This window comes from Curtobacterium sp. AG1037 (assembly GCF_003349855.1).
GTDB lineage: Bacteria > Actinomycetota > Actinomycetes > Actinomycetales > Microbacteriaceae > Curtobacterium > Curtobacterium citreum.
On sequence record NZ_QQAO01000004.1, the window covers coordinates 88,607 to 114,568 of the forward strand.

General features: G+C 72.6%; 21 protein-coding genes. 7 read left to right on the forward strand and 14 right to left on the reverse strand.

What is annotated here, in order from left to right; translation table 11 throughout:
• Positions 1-41: 41 nt before the first annotated feature.
• Both DEU32_RS07245 and DEU32_RS07250 read right to left on the reverse strand, forming a co-directional pair.
• Positions 42-356 (reverse strand): pore-forming ESAT-6 family protein, encoded by a 315-nt coding sequence (locus DEU32_RS07245; RefSeq protein WP_058742545.1) that lies wholly within the window; start codon positions 354-356, stop codon positions 42-44.
• A 16-nt stretch (positions 357-372) separates the two neighbouring features.
• Positions 373-708, reverse strand: coding sequence for a WXG100 family type VII secretion target (locus DEU32_RS07250; RefSeq protein WP_058742546.1), 336 nt, complete (start codon positions 706-708; stop codon positions 373-375).
• Between the two features lie 178 nt (positions 709-886).
• On the opposite strand from DEU32_RS07250, the gene DEU32_RS07255 reads away from it, so the two are divergent.
• From DEU32_RS07255 to DEU32_RS07285, 7 genes are read left to right on the forward strand one after another with little or no spacing between them, the layout of a single operon-like run.
• Positions 887-1,948 carry an FHA domain-containing protein gene (locus DEU32_RS07255; RefSeq protein ID WP_058742547.1) on the forward strand — a complete coding sequence of 354 codons (1,062 nt, stop codon included), beginning with the start codon at positions 887-889 and terminating at the stop codon, positions 1,946-1,948.
• Positions 1,941-2,213 (forward strand): hypothetical protein, encoded by a 273-nt coding sequence (locus DEU32_RS07260; protein ID WP_058742548.1) that lies wholly within the window; start codon positions 1,941-1,943, stop codon positions 2,211-2,213. The genes DEU32_RS07255 and DEU32_RS07260 overlap by 8 nt, the downstream gene beginning before the upstream one ends.
• Positions 2,210-3,538, forward strand: coding sequence for an EsaB/YukD family protein (locus DEU32_RS07265; RefSeq protein ID WP_114849954.1), 1,329 nt, complete (start codon positions 2,210-2,212; stop codon positions 3,536-3,538). Before DEU32_RS07260 ends, DEU32_RS07265 begins: the two co-directional genes overlap by 4 nt.
• On the forward strand, positions 3,538-4,392 hold the full coding sequence (locus tag DEU32_RS07270; protein WP_058742550.1) for a hypothetical protein: 855 nt from the start codon (positions 3,538-3,540) through the stop codon (positions 4,390-4,392). The genes DEU32_RS07265 and DEU32_RS07270 overlap by 1 nt, the downstream gene beginning before the upstream one ends.
• On the forward strand, positions 4,389-8,366 hold the full coding sequence (gene eccCa / locus DEU32_RS07275; RefSeq protein ID WP_114849955.1) for a type VII secretion protein EccCa: 3,978 nt from the start codon (positions 4,389-4,391) through the stop codon (positions 8,364-8,366). Before DEU32_RS07270 ends, eccCa begins: the two co-directional genes overlap by 4 nt.
• Complete coding sequence (locus tag DEU32_RS07280; protein WP_058742551.1) at positions 8,363-8,956, forward strand: hypothetical protein; 594 nt, start codon at positions 8,363-8,365, stop codon at positions 8,954-8,956. Before eccCa ends, DEU32_RS07280 begins: the two co-directional genes overlap by 4 nt.
• 44 nt (positions 8,957-9,000) lie before the next feature.
• Positions 9,001-9,540: an HdeD family acid-resistance protein gene (locus DEU32_RS07285; RefSeq protein ID WP_181819221.1), complete on the forward strand. Its 540-nt coding sequence runs from the start codon at positions 9,001-9,003 to the stop codon at positions 9,538-9,540.
• A 56-nt stretch (positions 9,541-9,596) separates the two neighbouring features.
• Here the strand turns inward: DEU32_RS07285 and DEU32_RS07290 are convergent, their stop codons facing one another.
• From DEU32_RS07290 to hisI, 12 genes are all read right to left on the reverse strand, one after another.
• Complete coding sequence (locus DEU32_RS07290; protein ID WP_373286845.1) at positions 9,597-10,682, reverse strand: VIT1/CCC1 transporter family protein; 1,086 nt, start codon at positions 10,680-10,682, stop codon at positions 9,597-9,599.
• 181 nt (positions 10,683-10,863) lie between these two features.
• Positions 10,864-12,309, reverse strand: coding sequence for a pyruvate kinase (gene pyk / locus DEU32_RS07295; protein WP_058742554.1), 1,446 nt, complete (start codon positions 12,307-12,309; stop codon positions 10,864-10,866).
• A 150-nt stretch (positions 12,310-12,459) separates the two neighbouring features.
• Positions 12,460-13,917: a glutamate synthase subunit beta gene (locus DEU32_RS07300; RefSeq protein WP_114849958.1), complete on the reverse strand. Its 1,458-nt coding sequence runs from the start codon at positions 13,915-13,917 to the stop codon at positions 12,460-12,462.
• A gap of 108 nt (positions 13,918-14,025) precedes the next feature.
• Positions 14,026-18,663 carry a glutamate synthase large subunit gene (gene gltB, locus DEU32_RS07305; protein ID WP_258554806.1) on the reverse strand — a complete coding sequence of 1,546 codons (4,638 nt, stop codon included), beginning with the start codon at positions 18,661-18,663 and terminating at the stop codon, positions 14,026-14,028.
• Between the two features lie 239 nt (positions 18,664-18,902).
• Positions 18,903-19,898, reverse strand: coding sequence for a prolipoprotein diacylglyceryl transferase (gene lgt, locus DEU32_RS07310; RefSeq protein WP_114849959.1), 996 nt, complete (start codon positions 19,896-19,898; stop codon positions 18,903-18,905).
• Positions 19,899-20,115: 217 nt separating this feature from the next.
• Complete coding sequence (gene trpA, locus DEU32_RS07315; protein ID WP_114849960.1) at positions 20,116-20,919, reverse strand: tryptophan synthase subunit alpha; 804 nt, start codon at positions 20,917-20,919, stop codon at positions 20,116-20,118.
• On the reverse strand, positions 20,916-22,130 hold the full coding sequence (trpB, locus tag DEU32_RS07320; RefSeq protein ID WP_114849961.1) for a tryptophan synthase subunit beta: 1,215 nt from the start codon (positions 22,128-22,130) through the stop codon (positions 20,916-20,918). The genes trpA and trpB overlap by 4 nt, the downstream gene beginning before the upstream one ends.
• A gap of 67 nt (positions 22,131-22,197) precedes the next feature.
• A complete protein-coding gene (gene trpC, locus DEU32_RS07325; protein ID WP_114850123.1) occupies positions 22,198-22,998 on the reverse strand; it encodes an indole-3-glycerol phosphate synthase TrpC in 801 nt (266 codons plus the stop codon).
• Between the two features lie 11 nt (positions 22,999-23,009).
• Complete coding sequence (locus tag DEU32_RS17115; protein ID WP_058741461.1) at positions 23,010-23,249, reverse strand: DUF6704 family protein; 240 nt, start codon at positions 23,247-23,249, stop codon at positions 23,010-23,012.
• On the reverse strand, positions 23,246-23,932 hold the full coding sequence (locus DEU32_RS07335; protein ID WP_114849963.1) for a Trp biosynthesis-associated membrane protein: 687 nt from the start codon (positions 23,930-23,932) through the stop codon (positions 23,246-23,248). The genes DEU32_RS17115 and DEU32_RS07335 overlap by 4 nt, the downstream gene beginning before the upstream one ends.
• Complete coding sequence (locus DEU32_RS07340) at positions 23,929-25,455, reverse strand: anthranilate synthase component I (RefSeq protein WP_114849964.1); 1,527 nt, start codon at positions 25,453-25,455, stop codon at positions 23,929-23,931. Before DEU32_RS07340 ends, DEU32_RS07335 begins: the two co-directional genes overlap by 4 nt.
• Entirely contained in the window at positions 25,452-25,835 is a 384-nt protein-coding gene (gene hisI / locus DEU32_RS07345; RefSeq protein WP_114849965.1) for a phosphoribosyl-AMP cyclohydrolase, read from the reverse strand. Before hisI ends, DEU32_RS07340 begins: the two co-directional genes overlap by 4 nt.
• Positions 25,836-25,962 lie beyond the last annotated feature (127 nt).

Genomic DNA, 25,962 nt, shown 5'->3' on the forward strand with positions numbered 1-25,962 from the left:
TCCACCCCGCCTGGACGGCGGGACGGCCCGGAATCAGGTCGTCAGCCGATGCTGTCGACGGCGCTCTTGGCCTTCTGGACGGTCTGCTGCGCGGTCTGGTCGGTCGACTGCAGCGAAGTGCGGAGGGTCGCGATGATGCTGCGGACCTCGGTCGCCGCGTTCTTCCAGCGCAGTTCCTTCGCCTGGTACTCGTCGGACACACCGTCGGCCTGGTAGTCGCTCATCGCAGCGCGGACGTCGCCGTCCCGCTGGTCGATGAGCGCCTCGAGCTGCGCGGCGAGCCGGTTGAAGTTGTCCTGCGCGCTCTGCGACGCGGCGACGTCGTAGTCGCGGCGGTCTGCCTGGTTGCCTGCCATGGTGGTCCCCCTCGTCTCAGTGACCGGCGCCGAAGCGCGCTGCGTCGAAGTTCACGGTGCCGGCAGCCTGTGTGGCGTCGTCCGCCATCTGCTGGTCGCCCTGGCCGAACGCGGTGTCCATCCCACCGATGCCGCTGAGGACCGCTGCGAGCGCGGCGTTCAGCTCGTTCGCGACCTGGTCGGACTGCGCCTTGAAGCGGTCGAACGCCGCTCGGCCGGCGCCGTTGAACTTGCCCTGGAGCGGTTCGGCCGCGGCGAGCAACGCCTTGACCTGGGCTCCGAGGTCCTGCGAGGCGCTCCCCGTCCTCTTGCCGAGCTGACCGAGCGTGTCGGCCCCCATCGCGAACTTCACGTCTTCTTCCCCTCGATCGGTCGTGCGTCCCTGCGTCAGCGAGCAATTGTCGTCGATCCGTACCCCCCGTGCAAGGGGCACGCCGGAAGCCTGGACGATGCCTCAGGAGCGCCCCGGCGTCCGACGTGGCTGCTAACCTCGGACGCCTGCGACCACGCGGATCCACGGGGAGGAACCGATGCCGAGCGCGCTCGTCGGCTCGTTGAGCTGTGCACGGTGTTCGCGCATCCTCGCGTCCGGTGAGCGGTTCTGCACGCGGTGCGGCGCACCGCAGGTCCGAGCAGCCACCGGTGCCGCGACGTCCACCGCCGCCGGCCTGCTCACGGGGGTCGTCCCCGCGAACGCGACCCGCCGCCGGACGGTGGTCGTCGTCGACCTGCTGGCCACGATCCTCCCGGCCGTCGCCGTCGCCGTCGCCGTCGCCGTCGCCACCGCGTCCACCGGCCCGACCACCTGGATCGTCGCGGCTGTCGGCGTGGCCGCCCTGGTGCTGGTGGTGCAGCTCGTCGCGACGGTCCGCTCGGGACGGACGGTCGGACTCGCGGTCTGTCGAGCGCGCCGCGTGGACGTCCTGACCGCGCTCCCCCCGTCGGTCCTGACCGCGGTCCGTGCCACCCTCGCACCTTGGTCGGGCCCCTCCACCATCACCGCCGACCTCCGGCGTGGCCGCGACCCGCTCACCCCGGCGCGTGCCCCGCTCGACCGCCAGGAGCTCGGACCCGCTGTGGTGCCGGCCGCGCCCGCGCCCACGGAGGGTCGGCGGGCCGCCCGGGCACGACCGCCCGCCGGGGGTCCCGAGATCTCGGCGCACGGCGCGACGACGACCCGACGAGGCGACCGGCGGGACGCAACCCGCCTGCTCGACGTGCGGCTCGTCCCCACCACCGGCGACACGATCGTCGTCCGCGGCACCCTCCTCGTCGGCCGGCGTCCCGAGTCCGACTCCCCCGACGTGACGGTGCTCGCGCTCCCGGACATCGCGCGCACGCTGTCCCGGAACCATGCGGTGCTCGAGTGGACGGACGAGCTCCTGTGGGTGACCGACCTGCACACCACGAACGGCACGACCATCACGTCACCCGAGGGGACGGTGCAGCCGCTCGTGCCCGGGCAGCGCACGGCGGCGGCACCGGGTTGGCGCGTCGAGCTCGGCGAGCGGAGCTACACCGTGACCGCGGGCACCCGTGCAGCGCCCCCAGCCCCACGACCGGACCACGAGGAGACGACAGCCCGTGCCTGACAACGACGACACGATCCTGCTCGAGTCCGTGCGGACCCACCGGGTCCGGCTCCGCGGTGCGTTCCTGATCGGTGGGCTGACCGAGCGACGCACCGTCAACGACAACGTCCGGCGACTGATCGGCAGCACGGTCCTGGCTGCCGTGGTGTGCGCCGGCTGCGTGGGGACGGCATTCGTCCTCGGTGCGATCCGTGACGGGCAGGTCGGGGGTTCGACCTCGACCGTGCCGTCGAGCCCCGCGACCCCCGCCGGAGGCGCCCGGTGACCGACTTCACGCGCCTCACCGTCGTGGGTGCCACGCGCCGCGCGACGCTCGTCATCCCGAGCGACGAGACCCTCGGATCACTCGTCCCCCGGCTGGTCGAGCTGCTCGACGAGCGCGTCGCCCCGGTGGCCCGGCCGCTGACGCTCCTGCGGTCGACCGGGGAACAGCTCGACCCGACCGCGACGGCAGCCGAACAAGGGGTCGCGGACGGCGAGGTGCTGCGGCTGCTCCGGCTCGACGAGGCGCCGCCGCCGCCCGAGGTGAGCGACGTCACGGACGCGGTGAGCGACGCACTCGGCTCACGCGCCGGTCTCTGGGACGCTCGCGCGCGGCTCGTCGTCGGCGCGGTCGGCGTCGGAGCGCTGACGCTCGCCGCCGGGACGACCGCGCTCGGGGCGCCCGGCCTCGCGGCGGTCCCGGCGGTGGCCTGGCTGGTCTGCGTGCTCGGCGGTCTCGGAATCGCGCTCGCCGGCGCCCGCGCGGTCGCGTGGACACTGCTCGGTGCGGCCGTCGGCCTCGCGGTGCCCACGGCTGCCGGCCTGGAGGCGCTGCTCACCTCGTCCGGTCCGTCCGGATCCGTGGACCCGGCCCTGGCGGCGCCGGTCGCGACGCTGGTCTGGCTCGCGCTGTTCCTGGTCGCCGGGCTCGGCCGCCGCTCCGCGCCGGCGTCGCTCGGCGCAGCAGTGGGGGTCGTCGGCGCCGGTGCAGCGACGCTCCTCGCCGCGACACCGATGACCGCCGCCGAGGGCGCAGGGGTCCTCGCCACGGCCGCGGTCGTCGTGGTCGGCCTCGTCCCCTGGTACGCCATGTCACTGTCCGGACTGACCGGCCTCGACGACCAGGTGATCGCGGGCAGGCTGGCGCAGCGCAGCACGGTTCTCACCACCGTCGACCGCGCCTACCGCACCCTCACGTGGTCGACCTTCTCGGTCGCGTCGACGCTCGGGATCGCACTCGTCGGCGTCGCGGCCGGCCCCGCCCCCTGGGCACCGTGGCTCGGCGTGGCCCTCGTCCTCGTCACGGCGCTGCGGACCAGGGCCTTCCCCCTCGCGACGCAGGTCGGAGCGCTCTGGGCCGCGGTCCTGCCCGGTGTCGTCGTGGGCGTCACCCGGCAGCTGCACGGATCGGACGGCGTGCTCGCCACGGCGGTGCTCGGCGGACTCGCCGTGGTCGTCGCCCTGCTCGTGCTCGTCGCACCCGCACGGCACCAGCGCGCCTCGCTCCGACGGCTCGGGAACGTGCTCGAGACACTCGCGGTCGTCTCGCTCGTCCCGCTCCTGCTCGGCGTGTTCGGGGTCTACGAGCAGCTCCTCGGGGCGTTCTGATGGGTGCGCTCGGCTCGCTCGTCCGCTCGGCGCCCGCCGCGCTGTTCGGGGCCACGGCGGCGCGGACCAGCGTGCTGCGGGATGCCGACCGCGCGGTCCGGGCACCCCTGGCGCTGAGTCGTCGGATCGGCTTCGTGCAGCTCGCCGGCGGCGTCGGTGCCTCCACGACCGCCGCCCTGGTCGCGAACCTGGTCGCGCACCGCCGCCAGGGCCCCGTGCTCGGGGTCGACGCGGCCGCCGGCGCACGGTCGATGCTGTGGCACGCCGGGCTGCCGGACGCGCCGCCAGCGGGCACGGCCGGACGTCGCCCGGACCCGGTCTCGGCCGCCGATGCGACCGCTGGCCTCGTCCGCACCGGGTCGGGGCTGTACACGCTCGACGTCCGTCCGGCGCCGGACGACGACGAGCAGGGTTCGCCACCGCGTCAGGCGACCGAGTCGACGTGGGCGGACGCCGTCGCCCCCGTGACCCGCTTCTTCGACGTCGTCTGCACCGACTGGGGTGTCCGGCTGCCGGGCGTCGACCTGACGGCGGTGGCGTACGCCAGTCACGCGGTGTGCCTGGTGGCCCGGAGCGACCGGGCGTCGCTCGAGCGTGCGGTCTCGGTCGTCGACGCCCTGCGGTCGCTCGAGCACGCCCCGGTCGTCGTGGTCGCGGCCGTCGACCTCGGTGCCGGCGGCGCGCGGGCCGTCGACGCCGTCCGGTGGCCACCCGGCACGGTGTCCACCGTCCCCACGGACCGTGCCCGCCGCAGCGACGTCCCGCGATCGAGTCGGGACCTGACCGTCGCCACACGCACCGCCCACGTCCGTCTCGCCGCCGCGCTGCTCACCCCGGGGAGGACCGCACGATGACCCGTCGACTCGTCCACCGCCCGACCCGGGTCAGCCGACCGCTCCGCGAGGAGCCGACGGAGCACCTCGCTCCCCCGCCGGCGCTCCCGGAGGGACCGGTCGGCGGCGTCCCGATCCAGACGCTGCTCCCCGTCGTCGGCTCGCTGTCCTCGATCGTGATGATCGTCGTGCTCCGGAACGCGAACCCGGTGTTCATGGTGATCGGTGCCGTCGTCCTCGTCGTCGCGCTCGTCGGCGGCATCGGCATGGCGCTGTCGCAACGCGGCAACCAGGCCAGGACGCGACGGTCCCAGCGCGAGCGCTACCTCGACTTCCTCGAACGGACCCGGACCGAGATGCGCGTGCGCGCCCGCGACGTCCGAGCGAAGGCGACCGTGCTCAACCCCGAACCCGACGCACTGGTCGAGGTCGTCCGTGACCCGGCGCGGCTCTGGGAGCGGCGCCGCGGTCACGACGACTTCCTGCGGGTCCGTGCGGGCGTCGGCGACGTGCGGTGGTTCGACCTGGTGCTGCCCGACGACGACAACCCCGTGCAGCCGTTCGACCCGATCATGCTCGACGAGGCGAAGACCGTGGTCCGGCACTACGCGAGCGTCGCGGGCATGCCGGTCACCGTCGACCTCGACCGGGCCGGGCACGTCGCCGTCATCGGCGACCGCGAACGGGTCCTCGAGACCGCCCGCGGCATGATCGCGCAGCTCGCCGCCTTCCACTCGCCCGAGGACCTGCACCTCGCGCTGGTGCACGCCGCCGGTGCCGCCGACGACTGGCGGGGCTTCGACCTGCTGCCGCACGCGGTCGACGACGAACTGCTCGACGGGGACGTCCCCGCGCGCCGCATCGCTCCGGACGTGCCGGCCCTGCTCGGTGTGGTCGGCGGCGAGCTGGCGGACCGGGCACAGTTCGCCGCGACCGCGAAGCGCAGTGCCGGTACGAGCGACCAGGCCGAGAACTCCCGGCTCGTCGTCTTCGTCGACGACCACGGCCACGTCGCCTCCGACCTGCCGGTACCCGACGCCGACCTCGGTCTCGCGGACCTGCAGGTCACGACGGTGCACCTGCTCTCCGACCGGCTGCACGAGCCGTCGGACGTCACGGTGCGGGTGCTCGTCGAGGACGACACCGCGACGGTGACCGATGCTCGACGCGAGGCCGACGGCGAGGTGGTCGAGACCCGCTTCCGGACCGACCGGGTGCCGGCGACGACGTTCGAGACGCTCGCACGCGAGCTGGCGCCGCTCCGGTTGAGCCTCACCGCGCAGGACGCCGCGGAGTCCACGGACGGCATCGGCATCGCCGAGCTGCTCGGGATCGGCGACGTCTCCGAGGTCTCCCCCGAGCAGGTCTGGCTGCCCCGGTCGCCGCGGGACTTCCTCCGCGTGCCGATCGGTCTGGACGACTTCGGCGCCCCGGTGCTGCTCGACCTGAAGGAGTCGGCGCAGCTCGGCATGGGTCCGCACGGCATCTGCATCGGCGCGACGGGCTCGGGCAAGTCCGAGATGCTCCGCACCCTCGTGCTGGGTCTGGCGATGTCGCACGCGCCGGAGGACCTCAGCATGGTGCTCGTCGACTACAAGGGTGGTGCCGCGTTCGCCCCCTTCGCCGGTCTGCCCCACGTCGCCGGCATCATCGACAACCTGGAGGACGACGCCGGCCTCATCGAACGCGCCCGGGCCTCGATCGCCGGGGAGGTCGTGCGACGACAACGCGTGCTCCGCGACGCCGACAACGCGCCGTCGATCACGCACTACCGGGAGCTCCGGACGCAGCGCCCGGACCTCCCGCCGCTCCCGCACCTGTTGCTGGTCATCGACGAGTTCGGCGAACTGCTCACGGCGGAACCCGACTTCATCGAGCTCCTCATGACCATCGGCCGGATCGGTCGATCGATCGGCGTGCACCTCCTGCTCTCGAGCCAGCGCATCGAGGCCGGTCGTCTGCGGGGGCTCGACACCTACCTGTCCTACCGGCTCGGTCTCCGCACGTTCTCGGAGGCCGAGAGCTCGACCATCCTCGACCGCCCGGACGCCTTCCACCTGCCCGCCGTGCCCGGCTACGGCTACCTGAAGGTCGACACGTCCGTCTACCGGCGGTTCCGCGCGGGTTACGTGTCCGGGCCGGTGGAGGCCACCACCGCACGCGCCGAGGCATCGACCCGACCAGAACCCGTGCTCCTGCCTGTCTTCAACACGCTCGCGGCCGAGCAGGACCCGTCCCGGTCGACCGCCGAGCCGGAGCTGCGTCGCCCGGAGACGGGTCGAGCGCTCGTCGACGAAGCCGTGGAACGCCTGCTCGACGCCGACCGGACGACGCGACCCATCTGGTTGCCGCCGTTGCCCCCGCGGTTGGCGCTGTCGCGGGTCGTGACCGAACGGGTCGACGGCGCCCACGCGCTCCGTGTCCCGCTGGGCCTGCTCGACGACCCGTCCGAGCAGTCGCAGCGCCCCTGGCACCTCGACCTGACCCGCGCGGGAGGTCACGCGGCGGTCATCGGTGCCCCGCAGTCGGGCCGGTCGACGATGCTCCGCGCCGTCGCCGCGGCGACCGCACTGACCGCGACCCCGCAGCAGGTGAGCATCTACGGACTCGACTTGACCGGCAGTGGCCTGGCACGCATCGAGGGGTTCCCGCACGTCGGCGGAGTGGCGACCCGCGCCGACCCGGTCACCATGCAGCGGTTACTCGAGGAGCTGCAGCTCATGCTCGCCGCTCGGGAGCGGGTGTTCCGCGTGCACGGTGTGGACTCGCTCGACGCGCTCCGCACCCGGCACGCGGCCGGTGAGCTGCCCGAGCTGCCGAGCGCGGAGGTCGTCCTGCTCGTCGACGGCTACGGCGCGGTCCGGGACGAGTACGAGCGGTTCGAGCCGATGCTCGCCGAGCTGCTGCAGCGAGGTTCGGGCCTCGGCGTCCACGTCGTGGTCACGCTGACGCGGTGGAACGAGCTCCGGATGGCCGTCCAGCCCCTCGTCGGCACCAGGGTGGAGCTCCGCCTGAACGACCCCGCCGACTCGGTCGTCGACCGGAAGCTCTCGCAGACGATCCGCGCCGACCAGCGCGGTCGTGCGATCACCGAGGAACGCCGGTTCGTGCAACTCGCCCTCCCGGTGATGGACGACGTGGACGACGACGACGTCGCCGACGCCCTCGAGGCGCTCGCCCGTCGCGCCGCCGCGAGCTGGACCGGGCCGGGCGCTGCGCCGATCCGGCTGCTCCCGTCGGACTACGAGCCGGCCGAGCTCCCCGACCCGTTCGCGGAGCCGGACCGCGTGCCGTTCGGCCTGCGCCAGGACACCATGCAACCGGCGTTCCTCGAGCTCGGGGACCGCGACCAGCACCTGCTCGTCTTCGGCGACTCACGCTCCGGCAAGTCGACCCTGCTGCGCGGCGTGGTCGAGGGCCTGGTGGACCGCCACGCCCCCGACGAGCTCGTGGTCGCGGTGATGGACAGTCGCGGCGGTCTCACCGACGTGTGCCCGGACGACTACCTCGGTGGTCAGGCGTCGAGCGCGCTCGAAGCCCGGTCCCTGGCCGCCGCCATCGCCGAGGAGCTCGCGAAACGTCAGGCGTCGAACGGCCGCGGCGCCGGTCCTCGGATCGTCGTCGTGGTCGACGACTTCGACATCCTCGCCAGCGGCGGCACGCAGCCGCTCGAACCGCTGCTGCCGTACCTCCCGTCCGCCCGGGACCTCCGGCTGCACGTGCTCCTGACCCGTCCGGTCGCCGGCCTGCAACGAGCACTGTTCGACCTCACGCTCCAGGCGCTCCGCGACACCGGCGGCAGCACGTTCCTCATGTCCGGTGAGCGGAGCGAGGGACAGATCGCTCCGCAGGTCTACGCCGAGCCGATGACCCCGGGGCGGGGACGCATGCTGCGGCGCGGCGAGCGGTCCTTCATCGCGCAGGTGGCACACTTCCGCCCCGACGGTGGGACGGGTGCGGACGGCCGAGCCGGCACCGACGGAGACGCACGATGACCACGACGCCGGTCCGGATCGTCGTCGCGGGCACCGCTGGGGGCGTCGGCACGACGACCGTCGCCGCGCTCCTGTTCGAGGCGCTCCGCCGGGCGTCGACCACGGGAGCGCCGGTCCTGTACGACCACTCCGGCGGCGACCTCGGTCTCCGACTCCCGAACGGTGATGACGTCTCCGCGCTCGACGACACCGTCGCGGTGCACGACGCCGGTGCCCATGCGTTGCGCGGCGGGATCGACGCCCTCGCCTCCCCCGTCGACGTCCTCGTCCTCGTCGTCCCGGCGACCCGCGGCGGGCTCGACGACGCCGACACGGTGCTCGCGACCGCCGAGCGTCGGTTCGGGACCACCGCCGTGACCCGCACGCTGGTCGTCGTGAACACCCCGTTCGACGCCGACGTCCCGCGGAGCGCGCTCGACGACCTCCGGGCACGGCACGGGCACAGCTCGGTGCTCCGTCTGCCCGGCGACGTCGCGCTCGCCGTCGGCGGCCGTGTCCCGACCGCCCGACTGTCGGCAGGGACCCGGCGGGCGCTCGCCGAGCTCGACCGACGCGTCGTCGGGGTGCTCGGGACGCAACGCCGCGGCTGAACGCCGGGTACCGTCGGAGGCCACCCGATCGATCAGGAGGTCCAGTGGATTCCCGTGCCGTCCGCACGTTCCGAGTGTTCGTCGTCGTGACGGCCGTGGTGGCCGTCGTCCTCGGGATCGTCGCGATCGTCTGGCCCCGCCCCTCGCTCGTGCTCGTCGCCCTCGTGTTCGGCGTGTACCTCGTGGTGGCCGGGGCGCTGCGGGTGTTCGCCGCCGTCCGGGGGCACGGCACCCCACCCGCGTGGCGCTGGACCTCGGGCGTCGTCGGGGTCCTCGTCGGGCTCGCCGGCCTCCTGACGCTCGTCGACCCGGCGATCCCGCTGCTCGTCTACGCCGTGCTCGCCGGGATCGCGTTCCTGGTCGAGGGCGTCGCTGCCCTCGTCGGCGCCGTGGTCGGGCACCCCGGTTCCTCGCGGGTCCCGACGGTCGTGAGCGGGGTGCTGTCGATCCTCGGCGGCGTCGTGGTCCTCGTCGCCCCCGGACTCGCCCTCACCGTCTTCACGGTCTTCTCGGGGATCGCCCTCGTCGTGGTCGGTGCCGCCGCGCTCCTGCTCCTGCCGCCCCGCGCGCCGATGCGACGCTGACCGCGCTGCGCCGCTGACCGCCACGCACCGAACCCGACCGGACGCCTCCGCGCGTACTACGCGCTCCCCGTCCCGAACAGCAGGCCGAGTCCGTACGTCACCGCGGCCGCACCGAACCCGATCGCGAGCTGCCGCAGGGCCCGACGCAGCGGCGACGCTCCGCTGAGCACCCCGACGACCGCGCCCGTCCCGAGCAGCGCGATCCCGACGAGCAGCGCCGCGAGCAGCACAGCCGCCCACCCCTCGAGCCCGAACAGGTACGGCAGCACCGGGATCACCGCACCCGACGCGAAGAACAGGAAGCTCGACACCGCCGCGCTCATGCCGTTGCCGACCGCCTCGTGTTCGTCCGGGCCGGTCGCCGACGGCACCGTCCGCCCGCCGAGGACCTCGTCCGCGTGCGCCTGCGCCTCGATCTCGGTCATCCCGCGTGCCCGGTAGACCAGCGCCAGCTCGTTCGCGTCGACGTCGAGGTCGGCGACGGCCTGCCCGGCCTCGGGGTGCGGCGCCGAGGCGTCGAGCAGCTCCCGCTGCGACCGCACGGAGACGTACTCCCCCGCGCCCATCGACAGCGCACCGGCGAGCAGACCCGCGACGCCGCTCAGCAGGACGAAGTGCCGGTCGGCGCCGGACGCACTGATGCCGATGATGAGCGCCAGGTTCGACACGAGACCGTCGTTCGCGCCGAACACCGCCGCCCGGAACGTCCCGGACAGGCGCATCCGCCCCCGGTTCGCCAGCCCGCGGACCACCTCGCCGTGGATCCGCTCGTCGGCGGCCATCCGCGCCGTGGCGTCGTCGTCGTCGGCGTACGGCGAGCGGTCCTCGGCACGCTGCATGAGCGCGAGCACGAACACCGAGCCGAACCGCTTCGCCAGCGCGGCGAGCACCCGGGTCCGCCAACTCCCCCGCAGCGGCCGCCCCGCCCGGTCGCCGAGCAGGTCGATCCAGTGCTGCTCGTGCCGGCCCTCCGCCTCGGCGAGGGCCGCGAGGATCTCGCGCTCCTCACCCGTCCGTCGCGCGGCGAGGTTCCGGTAGACGGCGGCCTCCGCCCGCTCGTCGGCCAGGTAGCGGCGCCAGCGACGCACGTCCGTCGCGGTGGGTGCGGAACGGTTCTCGTCCTGGAGGCTCACCCCACCGATCCTGCCCGCTCACGCCCGCGCGTGGACGGGTGGGTGCGCAGAGCGGGCGCGGCCGCGTCGTCGGGTGCGGCTCCGTTCCGGACGAGGGCGGGCGTGGGACGCGACAGGGCGCGGACCGGAGGCGGTGTGCGGAACCCGCACCGTGCCTCCCGTCCGCGCCCTGTGGCGTGGTGACCGGGTGTCAGTCGCGCACGTAGGCCGGGGCGGCCTCGGCGTGCGCGTCGCCGACGCGGTGCACGCGGAGGTCGTTCGTCGAGCCCTCGATGCCGGGAGGCGAACCGGCCGTCACGATGACGCGGTCGCCGGGGGCGGCCAGGCCGTTCTCGAGGAGGACGTCGTCCACCTGCGAGAAGAGCTCGTCGGTGTGGGTCTTCCGGTCGACCAGGAACGAACGGACGCCCCACGTGAGGGCCATGCGGCGACGCGTGGCCTCGTTCGGGGTGAACGCGATGATCGGCAGACCGTGGCGCAGACGCGACATGCGGCGGGCCGAGTCGCCGGACTCGGTGAAGACGCAGAGGTACGACGCCTCGGTGAACTCGGCGATCTCGACCGCGGCGAGGGTGATCGCACCACCGAGCGTGCGCGGCTTGGTGCCGAGCGGGGCGATGCGCTCGAGGCCGTGGTCCTCGGTGGACTCGACGATGCGGGCCATCGTGCGGACGGTCTGCACCGGGTACTCGCCGACGCTGGTCTCGCCCGAGAGCATGACCGCGTCCGCACCGTCGAGGACGGCGTTCGCGACGTCGGAGGTCTCGGCACGGGTGGGGATCGGCGACGAGATCATCGACTCGAGCATCTGCGTCGCGACGATGACCGGCTTCGCCATGCGGCGGCTCAGCTCGACGGCGCGCTTCTGCACGATCGGGACGGCCTCGAGCGGGAGCTCGACGCCGAGGTCACCGCGGGCGACCATGATGCTGTCGAACGCGTCGATGATCTCCTCGAGGGCGTCGACGGCCTGCGGCTTCTCGATCTTCGCGATGACGGGGAGGCGCTTGCCCTCCTCGTCCATGATCTCGTGCGCGCGGTCGACGTCGGCGGCGTTGCGCACGAACGACAGCGCGATGAGGTCGGCACCCTGGCGGATCGCCCAGCGGAGGTCGGCCTCGTCCTTCTCGCTCAGCGCCGGCACGTTGACCGCGACGCCGGGCAGGTTGATGCCCTTGTTGTTCGAGACGGTGCCGGCGACGACGACCTCGGTGCGCACGCGCACGCCGTCGGTGTCGAGCACGCGGAGCCGCACCCGGCCGTCGTCGATGAGCAGCGGGTCGCCGGGCTTCACGTCCTGGGGCAGGCCCTTGAACGTCGTGCCGCAGATCTCCTTCGAGCCGGGCACGTCCTCGGTCGTGATGGTGAAGACGTCACCGACGGCGAGCTCGTGGGGGCCGTCCGCGAACCGGGCGAGGCGGATCTTCGGGCCCTGCAGGTCGACGAGGATCGCGACCGGCTTGCCGAGCTCCTCGGCGGCGCGACGGACGTTCTCGTAGTTGGCCTCGTGGACGCTGTAGTCACCGTGGCTGAGGTTGAGGCGGGCGACGTCGACGCCCGCTTCGATGATCTCCTTGACGGTCTCGTACTCCGACGTGGCGGGTCCGAGCGTCGAAACGATCTTTGCGCGTCTCAATGGATTCCTTCGTGTGGTGGATGGTGCTGGGGTTTCCGCGCTGTGGGGCCGCGCGGAACGACAGCAGGCCACCAGCACCCTATCGAGTGCCGGTGGCCTGCTGCTCACTGGCGGTCGTGCGTTCCCGTGTCGTTCACGTCGCCCGCCCGGTCAGACCGAGATGGCACGGTCGGTGGCCTTCACCGGTGCCGGCAGGATCGTCGAGCCCTCGAGGTACTCGTCGACCTTGGCGGCCGCGGCACGGCCCTCGGCGATCGCCCAGACGATGAGCGACTGTCCGCGGCCGGCGTCCCCGGCGACGAACACGCCCGGCTCGTTGGTGGAGTAGTCGGCCTGGCGTGCCACCGCACCGGACGGCGTGGTCGGCAGACCGAGCTGCGGCTCGAGCGTCTCGGTCTCCGGGCCGGTGAAGCCCATCGCGATGAGGACGAGGTCGGCGGGGATCTCGCGCTCGGTGCCGCTCTTCGGGACGCGGCGGCCGTCGACGTACTCGGTCTCGGCGACCCGGAGCGCCCGGACCTCGCCCGCGGCGTTCCCGAGGAACTCGACGGTCGACGCCAGGTAGTGCCGCTCGCCGCCCTCCTCGTGGGCGCTGGAGACCTCGAACACGGTCGGGAACATCGGCCACGGCTGGTCGGACGGACGCTCGAGCGGCGGCTGCTTGCCGATGGCCAGGTTCGTCACGCTCAGCGCGCCCTGCCGGTGCGCCGTGCCGATGCAGTCCGCGCCGGTGTCGCCGCCGCCGATCACGACGACGTGCTTGCCCTCGGCGGTCACCTGGTTGTCGACCGTGGTGCCCGCGTTCGTCTTGTTCTGCTGGACGAGGTAGTCCATCGCGTACTGCACGCCGGCCAGGTCGCGGCCGGGGATCGGCAGGTCGCGCGGGACGGTCGCGCCGGTCGCGACGACCACCGCGTCGTACCGGGACTTCAGGTCGTCCCAGGTGATGTCGACGCCGATCTCGACGCCTGCGCGGAAGCGGGTGCCCTCGGCCTGCATCTGGGCGAGGCGCGCGTCGATCTGGCGCTTCTCCATCTTGAAGTCCGGGATGCCGTAGCGGAGCAGGCCGCCGATGCGGTCGTCGCGCTCGTACACGGCGACGGTGTGGCCGGCGCGCGTGAGCTGCTGCGCGGCGGCGAGGCCGGCGGGGCCGGACCCGACGACCGCCACGGTCTTGCCGGTCAGGCGCTCCGGCGGGTGCGGGGTGACCCAGCCCTTCTGGAACGCCTCGTCGATGATCGAGACCTCGACCTGCTTGATCGTGACCGGCGGCTGGTTGATGCCGAGCACGCAGGACGCCTCGCACGGCGCCGGGCAGAGTCGACCCGTGAACTCCGGGAAGTTGTTGGTCGCGTGCAGGCGCTCGATCGCCTGGCGGCCCTCGCCGCGCCACGTCAGGTCGTTCCACTCGGGGATGAGGTTCCCGAGCGGGCAGCCCTGGTGGCAGAACGGGACGCCGCAGTCCATGCAGCGGCCGGCCTGGCGCTTGAGCGCGCCCGACTCTTGCTGCTCGTAGACCTCTTTCCAGTCCATGAGGCGGACGGGGACGGGTCGTCGTGCGGGGAGCTCGCGCTCCTGGACCTTGAGGAAGCCCTTCGGGTCAGCCACCGGTCACCTCCGTGGTGTTGATGCACACTGCCGGTTCCGTGCCGAGGATTTCAGCCACCGGTCACCTCCGCGATGTCGATGTGAACTGCCGGTTCCGTGCCGAGGGTCTCAGCCACCGGTCACCTCCAAGATGCGGTTCCAAACGATGTCGCCGTCGGGGTCGAGCCCCTCGTCGACGGCCTGCTGGCGGGTCTCGAGCACGGCGGCGTAGTCCCGCGGCAGCACCTTCACGAAGGCGCTCAGGTCGCCGGACTCGAGCAGGTCGCCCGCCACGGTCGACCCGGTCTCGTCGTGGTGCTGCCGGAGCAGGTCCGTGACGATCTCGACGTCGGCGCTGTCGAGCTCCTCGAGCCGGAGCTCGCCGGTCGCCAGGGCGTCGGTGTTCACGTGCTCGCGACGGAGCCCGAGGACGTACGCCGTGCCACCGGACATGCCGGCGCCGAGGTTCCGGCCGGTCTCACCGAGGATGAGCGCCAGACCGCCGGTCATGTACTCGAGCGCGTGGTCGCCCACGCCCTCGACGACCGCGGTCGCCCCGGAGTTCCGGACCAGGAAGCGCTCGCCCACGACACCGCGGATGAACATGCTGCCCTGGGTCGCGCCGTACCCGATGACGTTGCCGGCGATGACGTTCTCGGACGCCTCGAACGCGGACTCCGAGTCCGGGCGCACGACGATCGAGCCGCCCGACAGCCCCTTGCCGACGTAGTCGTTGCTGTCGCCCACGAGCCGGAGCGTGATGCCGGCGGGCAGGAACGCACCGAGCGACTGCCCGGCGGACCCGCGGAGCGTGATGTCGATCGACCCGGCGGGCAGGCCGTGCTCGCCGTGGCGGAGCGTGACCTCGTGCCCGAGCATCGTGCCGACGGCGCGCTCCGTGTTGCGGATCGGCAGGTCCAGCGCGATCGACCCCCCGTGCTCGAGCACGTCGGCGGTCTCGTGGATCAGCCGGACGTCGAAGTGCTCGTCGAGCTCGTGGTCCTGGTCGCGCAGGTGGCGACGGGGCTCGTCGCGACCGAACTCCGGGCCGTGCAGCACCGGCGCGAGGTCGAGACCGGACGCCTTCCAGTGCTCGACGGCACGGTCGGTGTCGAGCGCGTCGACCTGGCCGATCGCCTCGTCCAGGCTGCGGAAGCCGAGCTCGGCGAGGAGCTCGCGGACTTCTTGAGCGATGAACTCGAAGAAGTTCACGACGAACTCGGGCTTGCCCGAGAAGCGCTTCCGGAGCTCCGGGTTCTGCGTCGCGACGCCCACCGGGCACGTGTCGAGGTGGCAGACCCGCATGAGGATGCAGCCCTCGACCACGAGCGGTGCGGTCGCGAAGCCGTACTCCTCTGCCCCGAGCAGCGCGGCCACGACCACGTCGCGCCCGGTCTTCATCTGCCCGTCGACCTGCACCACGACGCGGTCGCGCATGCCGTTGAGCATGAGCGTCTGCTGCGTCTCGGCGAGTCCGATCTCCCACGGCGTGCCGGCGTGCTTCAGCGAGTTGAGCGGCGAGGCACCCGTGCCGCCGTCGTGCCCCGAGACGAGCACGACGTCGGCCAGCGCCTTCGTGACGCCCGCGGCGACCGCGCCGATGCCGGACTGGCTCACGAGCTTGACGTGGACGCGCGCCGACGGGTTCGCCCGCTTCACGTCGAAGATCAGCTGCTTGAGGTCCTCGATCGAGTAGATGTCGTGGTGCGGCGGCGGCGAGATGAGCCCGACGCCCGCGGTGGCGTGCCGGGTCCGCGCGACCCAGGGGTAGACCTTGGTCGGCGGGAGCTGGCCGCCCTCACCCGGCTTCGCACCCTGCGCCATCTTCAGCTGGATGTCGGTGGCGTGCGTCAGGTACATGCTCGTGACGCCGAATCGGCCGGAGGCGACCTGCTTGATCGCGCTGCGACGCTCGGGGTCGAGCAGGCGCTCGACGTCCTCGCCGCCCTCGCCCGTGTTGGAGCGCGCGCCGAGACGGTTCATCGCGATCGCGAGGGTCTCGTGCGCCTCTTGCGAGATGGAGCCGTAGGACATCGCACCGGTGTTGAACCGCTTGACGATCGACTCGATCGGCTCGACCTCGTCCAGCGGGATCGGCTGCCGGACGCCGTGACGGAACCGGAAGAGCCCGCGGAGCGTCATGAGGTCCTCGGACTGGTCGTCGACCGCCCGCGAGTACTCGCGGAAGATGTCGTACCGGCGGGCGCGCGTCGCGTGCTGCAGGCGGAACACCGTGTCCGGGTTGAACAGGTGCGGCGGTCCCTCGCGGCGCCACTGGTACTCGCCACCGGTCTGCAGGCGCTCGTGGGAGAGCACCGCGCCGTCCTGCGGGTACGCCTGGGCGTGGCGCTCGGCGTTCTCCTTCGCGATGACCTCGATCCCCACACCGCCGAGGATCGACGAGGTGCCGGTGAAGTACTTGTCGACGAACTCCTGGCTGAGCCCGACGGCCTCGAACGCCTGGGCGCCCGCGTAGCTGGACACCGTCGAGATGCCCATCTTCGACATGATCTTCAGGACGCCCTTGCCGAGCGCCTTGATGACGTTCTTCACGGCCTGCTCGGGGGTGAGCCCGGTGATCATCCCGGAGCGCACGAGGTTCTCGCACGTCTCCATCGCCAGGTACGGGTTGATCGCGGACGCGCCGTAGCCGATCAGGGTCGCCACGTGGTGGACCTCGCGCACGTCGCCGGCCTCGACGATCAGCCCGACCTTCATGCGCTGCTCGGTCCGGATCAGGTGGTGGTGCACGGCGGCGAGCAGCAGGAGGCTCGGCACGGGGGCCTGCTCCGCGTTGCCGTCGCGGTCCGACAGCACGATGAACTGCTTGCCGGACTCGATCGCCGCGTCGACCTCGTCGCACACCGCGGCGATGCGCTTCTGCATCGCCTTCTTGCCGGCGTCCACGCGGTACAGGCCCTTGATCGTCACGGTGAGGTGCCGACCGGACGCCGTCTCGAAGTGCTGGATCTTCGCGAGCTCGTCGTTGTCGATCACCGGGAAGTCGAGCGTGATCTGCTTCGCGTGCTCGGGGCCGGCGTCGAGCAGGTTGCGCTCCGGGCCGAGACCCATGCCCATCGAGGTGATGACCTGCTCGCGGATCGAGTCGAGCGGCGGGTTCGTCACCTGCGCGAACTGCTGCGTGAAGTAGTCGAACAGCAGCCGGGGGCGCTCGGACAGCACCGCGATCGGCGTGTCCGAGCCCATCGCACCGAGCGGCTCCGCGCCGGTCTGCGCCATCGGGCGCAGCAGGATGCGGACTTCTTCCTCGGTGTAGCCGAAGGCGCGCTGGCGGCGGGTGACCGACGCGGGCGTGTGCACGATGTGCTCGCGGTCGGGCAGGTCGGACAGGTTGATCCGGCCCTCGTCGAGCCACTGGGCCCAGGGTCCGGACGCCGCGAGGTCGCGCTTGACCTCGTCGTCCTCGATGATCCGGCCGGCCTCGGTGTCCACGACGAACATCCGACCGGGGCGCAGGCGGCCCTTGCGGACGACCTTGCCCGGCGGCACGTCGAGCACGCCGGTCTCCGACCCCATCACGATCAGGCCGTCGTCGGTGACGAGGAACCGGCCGGGGCGCAGGCCGTTGCGGTCGAGCGTGGCGCCGACGATCGCACCGTCGGTGAACGTGATCGCGGCGGGGCCGTCCCACGGCTCCATGAGCATCGAGTGGTACTCGTAGAACGCCCGCAGGTCGGGGTCCATGCCGACCTGGTTCTCCCAGGCCTCCGGCACCATCATCGAGACCGCGTGCGGCAGGCTCCGCCCGGTCAGGGTGAGCAGCTCGAGCGTCTCGTCGAAGGACGCCGAGTCGCTCGCGCCGGGGCTGACGATCGGCAGCAGCGGTGCGAGGTCGCCGAGCAGCTCGCTCTCGAGCTGGGACTGGCGGGCGCGCATCCAGTTGCGGTTCCCGCGGACGGTGTTGATCTCGCCGTTGTGGGCGAGCGTGCGGAAGGGCTGCGCGAGCGGCCATGACGGGAACGTGTTCGTGGAGTAGCGCGAGTGCACGATCGCGAGCTTCGAGGCGAACCGCTCGTCGCTGAGGTCCGGGTAGAACGGCTCGAGCTGGAGCGTCGTGACCATGCCCTTGTAGACCATGGTCCGGCTCGACAGCGACATGAAGTAGACCTCGAGCCCGTGCTCCGCGCGCTTGCGGAGGCGGAAGGCCTGACGGTCGAGGGCGATCCCGCTCCACGCGGCACCGTGCACGTCGTGCCGGGTGGACGCCACGAAGAGCTGCTCGAACGCCGGCATCGCCGCGCGGGCGAGCGTGCCGAGGACCTCGGGTCGGACCGGCACCGGACGCCAGCCGAGCACCCGGAGGCCCTCTTCGCGCGCGATCCGCTCGACGGCACCCTGCACCGCGTGCCGCTCGTCGTCGTCGGTCGGCAGGTAGGCCGTCCCGACCGCGTACTCCCCTGCTGCCGGCAGCTCGAAGTCGACCTCGTCACGCAGGAACGCGTCCGGCACCTGGCACAGGATGCCCGCGCCGTCGCCGGTGCCCGCGTCCGAACCCACGGCACCGCGGTGCTCGAGGTTGCGCAGTGCTCCGAGTGCGGCGTCGACGATGTCGTGGCCGGCCGTCCCGCGCAGGGTCGCCACCATCGCGAGACCGCAGGCGTCCTTCTCGTTCGCCGGGTCGTACGCGCCGGTCGCGTCCGGCACGGCGGAGAAACGCCGGTGCGCGGGCAGGAGTGCGCCGGGTGCACGCTGACCGAGTGCACGCTGCGCGGCCTGGGCGGGGGTCGGGTGTGGCTGGAGCGCCATGGGGAACCGTCCTCACGAGGAAGTGGAACAGGGACGTCGGTGGCCCGGTGGTGCGTTCCGCCCGAGCGGGCGGGACTGGTGCCCGTGCACGTCGTCGAGGGTGTGCGCTCACGACGTGCGTGGTCGCGGCGTCGATGGTGACGACGCCGGCCGGTGCAGCGGGTCCGCGTGGTCGGCGGGTGTCGACCGTGCGGCGGGTTGGGTGGTGCTGTTGCTCGTGTCGGCTGGTGGGCGCCGCGTTACTTCGCGGACCCGCCAGCCGGCACCGGATCGGAGCCCGTGACGGCCGCCGGAGCGTCGTCGTCGTGTTCCGACCAGGTGTCGTCCGAGTCTACATCGGAGGTCCGACGCGGCTGGCGTCCCGGGGCGTACGGGCTCGGTTCCTTGCCGGTGTGTCGACGCGTCTGGACGATGAAGACGATGATGCCGATGAGGATCGCCGCGAAGGACGCCCACACGTTCGTGCGGATGCCGAAGAACGTCTCGCTCGTGTCGACGCGGATGGACTCGAGCACAGAGCGGCCGGTGCCGTACCAGATCAGGTAGAGCGCCATGACCTTGCCCCACTGCAGGCGGAAGCGCTTGTCGAGCAGCAGGATCACGACGACGCCACAGACGTTCCAGATGATCTCGTAGAGGAACGTCGGATGGAACAGCGTGCCCTCGGGCAGGCCCTTCGGGAACGCCGGGTTCGACGACTCGATCTGCAGGCCCCACGGCAGGTTCGTCGGCATGCCGAAGAGCTCGTGGTTGAAGTAGTTGCCGAGCCGCCCGAACGCCTGGGCGAGCAGCACCCCGGGCGCGATCGCGTCGATCAGGGTCGTGAAGCGCAGGCCGACCTGGCGGCAGCCGATCCACGCCCCGACCGAGCCGAGGATGATCGCGCCGAAGATCGCGAGGCCGCCCTCCCAGATGTAGAGGAAGGACAGCGGGTCGCGGCCCGGGCCGAAGTAGTCACTGACGTGGGTGAAGACGTGGAACAGGCGCCCGCCGATGATGCCGAACGGCACCGCCCAGATCGCGATGTCGATGATGATCCAGCGCTCGACGCCGCGGGCGTTGAGCCGGCGGTTCGCGAGCAACACGGCCGCGACGATCCCGAGCAGGATGCAGATCGCGTAGGCGTGGATGCGGAAGTCGAGGGGCAGCGAGAACCCGAACACGTCACGGAGCCCGGCCGTCAGGTCGAAGTACTGCCAGGCCGTGCTCGGGCTCGGGATGCTCAGGAGGGGCATGGAGGTGCTGTCGCCTTTCGGTGCTCTGCGTCCGCGGGACCGACACCGGGTCGGCCCCGATCACTGTAGCGCGGGAACCGCGCCGGTCAGGAACGCTGCGGCCCGTCCTGTGGGAACTGTGACGGACGGGAGGCACGGTGCGGGTGACCGACGTCGGTCCCCCGCACCGTGCCTCCCGACCGGGGCGGCGGAGCAGCGGCGCTGCGCGCCTGCGCGCTCAGCGACGCACGGCACCCGACGTCAGGTCGGCCGCACGGTCCGCGACGCCCTGGACGCCGAGGTCCGCGAGCGCACGCACGAACGCCGAACCGACGATGGCGCCGTCGGCGTACTCGAGCACCTCGGTGACCTGGTCGGCCGTCGAGATCCCGAGCCCGACACAGGTCCGGGCGACGCCCGCGTCGCGGAGCCGCGACACGACCGTCCGCGCTGCGGTGTCCACGCCGACGCGCGCGCCGGTGACACCCATCGTGGAGACGGCGTACACGAAGCCGCGGCTCGCCTGCACGGCCTGCTGCATGCGGGTGTCGGTGGAGGACGGCGCGGCGAGGAACACACGGTCGAGCCCCGTGCGCTCCGAGGCGTCGATCCAGGCGCGTCCCTCGTCGGGGATGAGGTCGGGCGTGATGAGGCCGGACGCTCCGGAGGCCACGAGGTCGTCCGCGAACCGGTCGACGCCGTAGCGCAGCACCGGGTTCCAGTACGTCATGACGAGCACCGGCACGTCCGCGCGGCTCGTGATCTGCGCGACGGCGTCGAAGACCTGCGCGACGCGGAAGCCGTTCGCCAGGCTCTCCTCCGCCGCACGCTGGATGACGGGTCCGTCCATCACGGGGTCGGAGTACGGCAGGCCGAGCTCGATGACGTCGACGCCGTTCTCGGCGAGGGCGACCGCCGCGTCGACGCTCGTCTGCAGGTCCGGGAACCCGGCGGGCAGGTACCCGACGACGGCGCCGGCGCGCTCGGTGTTGGCGGCGTCGATCGTCGCGGCGACCGACCGGGTGGTCTCAGGGTTCGTCACAGCTGCACCGCGTTCTCGTCGAGGATCCCGAAGTAGCGGCTGGCGGACGCCACGTCCTTGTCGCCGCGTCCGGACAGGTTGATCAGGATGACGCCGTCCGGGCCGAGCTCCTTGCCGAGCTTGATCGCACCGGCCAGGGCGTGCGACGACTCGATCGCCGGCAGGATGCCCTCGGTGCGGCTGAGGAGCCGGAAGGCCTCCATCGCCTCGGTGTCGGTGATCGGCTCGTACGTGGCGCGACCGATCGACGCGAGGTAGGCGTGCTCGGGCCCGACGCTCGGGTAGTCGAGACCGGCCGAGATGCTGTGGCTCTCGATGGTCTGGCCGTCCTCGTCCTGCATCAGGTAGGACATCGTGCCCTGCAGCACGCCGGTGCGGCCGAGCGAGATGCTCGCGGCGTGCCGCCCCGTCTCGATGCCCTCGCCGCCGGCCTCGTAGCCGTGGAGCTGCACGGACGCGTCATCGAGGAACGCCTCGAAGATGCCCATCGCGTTCGACCCGCCGCCCACGCACGCGGCGACGGCGTCCGGCAGGCGACCGACACGGTCGAGGACCTGCTGACGGGCCTCTTCGCCGATCACCTTGTGGAACTCGCGGACCATCTCCGGGAACGGGTGCGGACCCGCGACCGTGCCGAGCAGGTAGTGCGTCGACTCGACGTTGGCGACCCAGTCCCGCAGGGCGTCGTTGATCGCGTCCTTGAGCGTGCGCGATCCGGTCTCGACCGGGATCACCTCGGCGCCGAGCAGTCGCATCCGGGCGACGTTCAGCGCCTGGCGCTCGGTGTCCACCGCGCCCATGTAGACGACGCAGTCCATGCCGAAGAGCGCCGCAGCGGTGGCCGTCGCGACACCGTGCTGGCCGGCGCCGGTCTCGGCGATGAGGCGCGTCTTGCCGAGGCGCTTCGCGACGAGGGCCTGACCGAGCACGTTGTTGATCTTGTGCGAGCCGGTGTGGTTGAGGTCCTCGCGCTTGAGCAGGATCCGGGCACCGCCGGCGTGCTTCGCGAACCGGGGCGCCTCGGTGATGATCGACGGGCGCCCGGTGTACTCGCGCTGGAGCGTGTCGAGCTCCTCGCGGAACGCCGGGTCCGCCCAGGCCTCGCGGAAGGCCGTCTCGAGCTCGTCGAGAGCGAGGACCAGCGACTCGGGGACGAAGCGTCCGCCGAAGTCGCCGAAGTACGGTCCGTGCAGGTCACGCAGTGAGGTCACGATGGGTCTCCCGGATGGGGTCGGCGTGCGCCGTCGGGTGGACGGCTGCCGATGGGGACGGTGTCGGTCAGACCCGCGGGCGGCCGAGGCCGTCCGCGGCGTCGATGAACGACGCGAGGGTGGCGGCGGGGTCCGCGCCCGTGACGAGCGCCTCCCCCACCAGGACGACGTCGGCACCTGCGGCGCGGTAGTGCGCGACGTCGGCAGGACCGGCGACGGCGGACTCGGCGACGCGGACGACCCCGTCGGGGATCCGGTCGGCGAGCGACCCGAACAGGTCGCGGTCCAGCGAGAAGTCGGTCAGGTCGCGGGCGTTCACGCCGAGGATGCGCGCACCGGCGTCGAGGCCACGCGAGACCTCGTCCGCGGAGTGCGCCTCGACCAGGACGCGCATGCCGAGCTGCTCGGCCAGGTCGTGCAGCTCGACGAGCCGGGCCTGGTCGAGGGCGGCCACGATGAGCAGCACGAGGTCGGCGCCGGCGGCACGGGCCTCGACCACCTGGTACGGGTCCGCGATGAAGTCCTTGCGGAGCACCGGGACGCCGACGCGCGCCTTGACGGCCTCGAGGTCGGCGAGGCTGCCGAGGAACTTCCGTCCCTCGGTCAGGACGCTGATCGTCGAGGCGCCGCCGCGTTCGTAGTCGGCAGCCAGGGCCGCGGGGTCCTCGATGGTGGCCATCGAACCGCGGGACGGGCTCGCGCGCTTGACCTCGGCGAGGATCTTGACGCGGTCACCGGGGGCGAGGAAGTCGAGTGCGTCGAGGGGCGATCCCACCCGGTCGAGGTCGCGTTCGACGTCCGCGTACGGGCGGTCGAGGCGACGGGCGGCGGCGTCCTCGAGGGCACCCGCGACGAGGGTCTCGAGCACGTTCGGCACGACTACTCCGCGTGGTGCTTGGGGACGAACTTCGGGCCGTCGACGCCGTAGCCGGCGCGCTTCATGACGGCACCGACGATGAGCCCGACGACCACGACCGCCGCGGAGGCCCAGACACCCCACGCCAGGTCGAACCAGAAGAACAGCGTCCCGGCCGCGAACCCGATCAGCATGATCACGACGGCGGTCCAGGCGGCGGGCGAGTGGCCTTCGCCGAGTTCTGCGGGCTCAGTGTTGCTCACGGTGCTCCTCGTTCTGCTCCGGCGCCGTCGTCCGATCGGCGCCGCTCCGATCCTACCGTGTCGGTCGTGGACGCCTCGTCCAGGACGGTCGGGTCGTCGCCGGCGCTGAGGTCGTCCCAGTCGGTCACGGCGTCGCGGACGGTCGGTGCCGCCGCGCGGGCGTCGGCCGCCGCACCTGCGGTCGCCGCGCCGTACTTCCGGCTCGGCCCGGGCCACGAGCGCTGCAGCACGAGGACGGCAACGCCGAGGAGCACCGCGAGGACGCCCCCGGCGATCCCGACGAGCGGCCACGGCGTCACGTCGACGCTCGACACCGCCCGGCGGACCGCGTCGATGTCGCTCACGCCGGCAACCTCGCCCACGGCGCCCTTCGCCGCGGCGACCGGGTCGGCCAGCGCGCTCACACCGACCGCGACGACACCCGCGCCGAGCAGGACCTCGACCACGCCGAGCACGACGCGGAGCACCCGCCCCGCGATCGTCAGCGCGAGGAAGAGCGCCAGGCTCGCGATGGCGAGCGCGGTGTACTGCGGGACCGCGGCGGCCCCGTCGGCGACGACCCGGGACACGACGGCCGTCCCGGCGTGCAGGTGCACCGTGAACCAGGTCTGCGTCCACGACAGCATCACGATGCCCGCGACGGCGAGCCCGGCGACGACGGTGATCGGTCGGGAGCGCTTCACGACCGGACCTCGCGCATGCGGTTGGCGGTCGCGACGGCGCGCAGCGGGGCCGCGGCCTTGTTGACCGCCTCGACGTGCTCGGTGTGCGGGTCGGAGTCCGCCACGAGCCCGGCGCCGGCCTGCACCCGGGCGACCCCGTCCTTGATGAGCGCCGTTCGGATCGCGATGGCCAGGTCGGCGTCACCGGCGAAGTCGAAGTACCCGACGACGCCCGCGTAGGCGCCGCGCTTCGCCGGTTCGAGCTCGTCGATGATCTCGAGGGCGCGCGGCTTCGGTGCCCCGGAGAGCGTGCCGGCCGGGAAGGTCGCACGGAAGACGTCGATCGCGGACGCTCCGGGACGCACGGCCCCCTCGACGCTCGACACCAGGTGCATGATGTGGCTGAAGCGCTCGACGGTCATGAACTCCGTGACCGCGACGGACCCCGGCTCGCACACCTTCTGCAGGTCGTTGCGGGCGAGGTCGACGAGCATCAGGTGCTCGGCGCGCTCCTTCGGGTCGGCGAGCAGTTCGTCGCCGAGCCGGACGTCCTCGACCGGGGTCGCCCCGCGGGGCCGCGACCCGGCGATCGGGTGGGTGATCGCCCGACCGTCCTGGACCTTCACGAGAGCCTCGGGCGAGGCCCCGACGATCCAGAACCGCTCGTCGGCCGTGTCCGCGAGGGACAGGAAGTACATGTACGGGCTCGGGTTGAGCGTGCGGAGCACCCGGTAGACGTCGAGCGGGTCGGCCGTCACGTCGTGGTCGAACCGCTGCGAGATCACCACCTGGAACACGTCGCCGTCGCGGATGAAGTCCTTCGACCGCACCACCGCGGCCATGTACTCGTCCGGGGTCGAGCGGTGCCGCGGCGTCGGCTCGGCGATCTCGAACGCCTCGGCCACGGTGGCGACGCTCGGCGTGACCAGGTCGGCCTGCATCCGGTCGAGCCGGGACTGCGCGTCCTGCCACATCGTGTCGGCGTCGTCGGTGCCGTCGTTCAAGGCACTGGCGACGAGCAGCACGAGGCCGGTGCGGTGGTCGAGCGCGGCCAGCTCGGACACGAACGCGAGTGCCTGACCGGGCACGTCGAAGTCGGCGTCCGGCACGTTCGGCAGGTGCTCGAGCTGCCGCACGGCCTCCCAGCCGATGAACCCGACGGTCCCGCCGACGAGCGGCGGCGTCCCGGGGACGCGCGGGGTCGCCCAGCGCTCGTGCAGCCGCGCGAGCACCTCGAGCGGGGCGCCGTCGAGCGACCCGACGGCGCGCGACGCCGGGATGCCGGTGTCGATCCACGCGGCCCGGTCACCCTCCTGCGTGAGCACGCCGAAGCTCCGCACGCCGACGAACGACCACCGCGACCAGAGGCCGCCCTGCCCCGCCGACTCGAGCAGGAAGGAGCCGGGGCGGCCGTCCGCGAGCTTGCGGTAGACCCCGACCGGGGTCTCACTGTCGGCGTACAGCGCGCGGACGACGGGCACGACCCGGTGGCCGTCGAGCAGGGCGTCGAAGTCCGAGCGCGTGGTGCTGGTCGAGGTGCTCATCGCGTGGCCTCCGGTGCGGTCGCGGTCACGGGGTCGAGGGGGTCCACGTCGAAGCACCGGTGCGCACCGGTGTGGCACGCGGCGCCGACCTGGTTCACGGTCACGAGCAGCGTGTCGTCGTCGCAGTCCAGGGCCGCGGCGCGCACGTACTGGGCGTGCCCGGAGGTGTCGCCCTTCCGCCAGTACTCGCGGCGCGAGCGGGACCAGAAGGTCACCCGCCCCTCGGTCAGGGTGCGGCGCAGGGCTTCGCGGTCCATCCAGCCGAGCATGAGGACGTCCTTCGTGGACTCCTCCTGCACGACGGCGGGGAGCAACCCGTCCGCACCGAACCGCGCGCGGTCGAGGACCGCTTCCGTGCTGGTGTCGGTGCTGTCGGTCATGAGGCTCCTAGCCTACGGCGTGGGACCGGGCCGGTCCGTGGTGGGACCGCGCCGGTCGGTGGTGGGGACGGACGGACGGACGGACGGACGGGAGGATCGTGGCGGGCCCGCCACGCGCCTCCCGTCC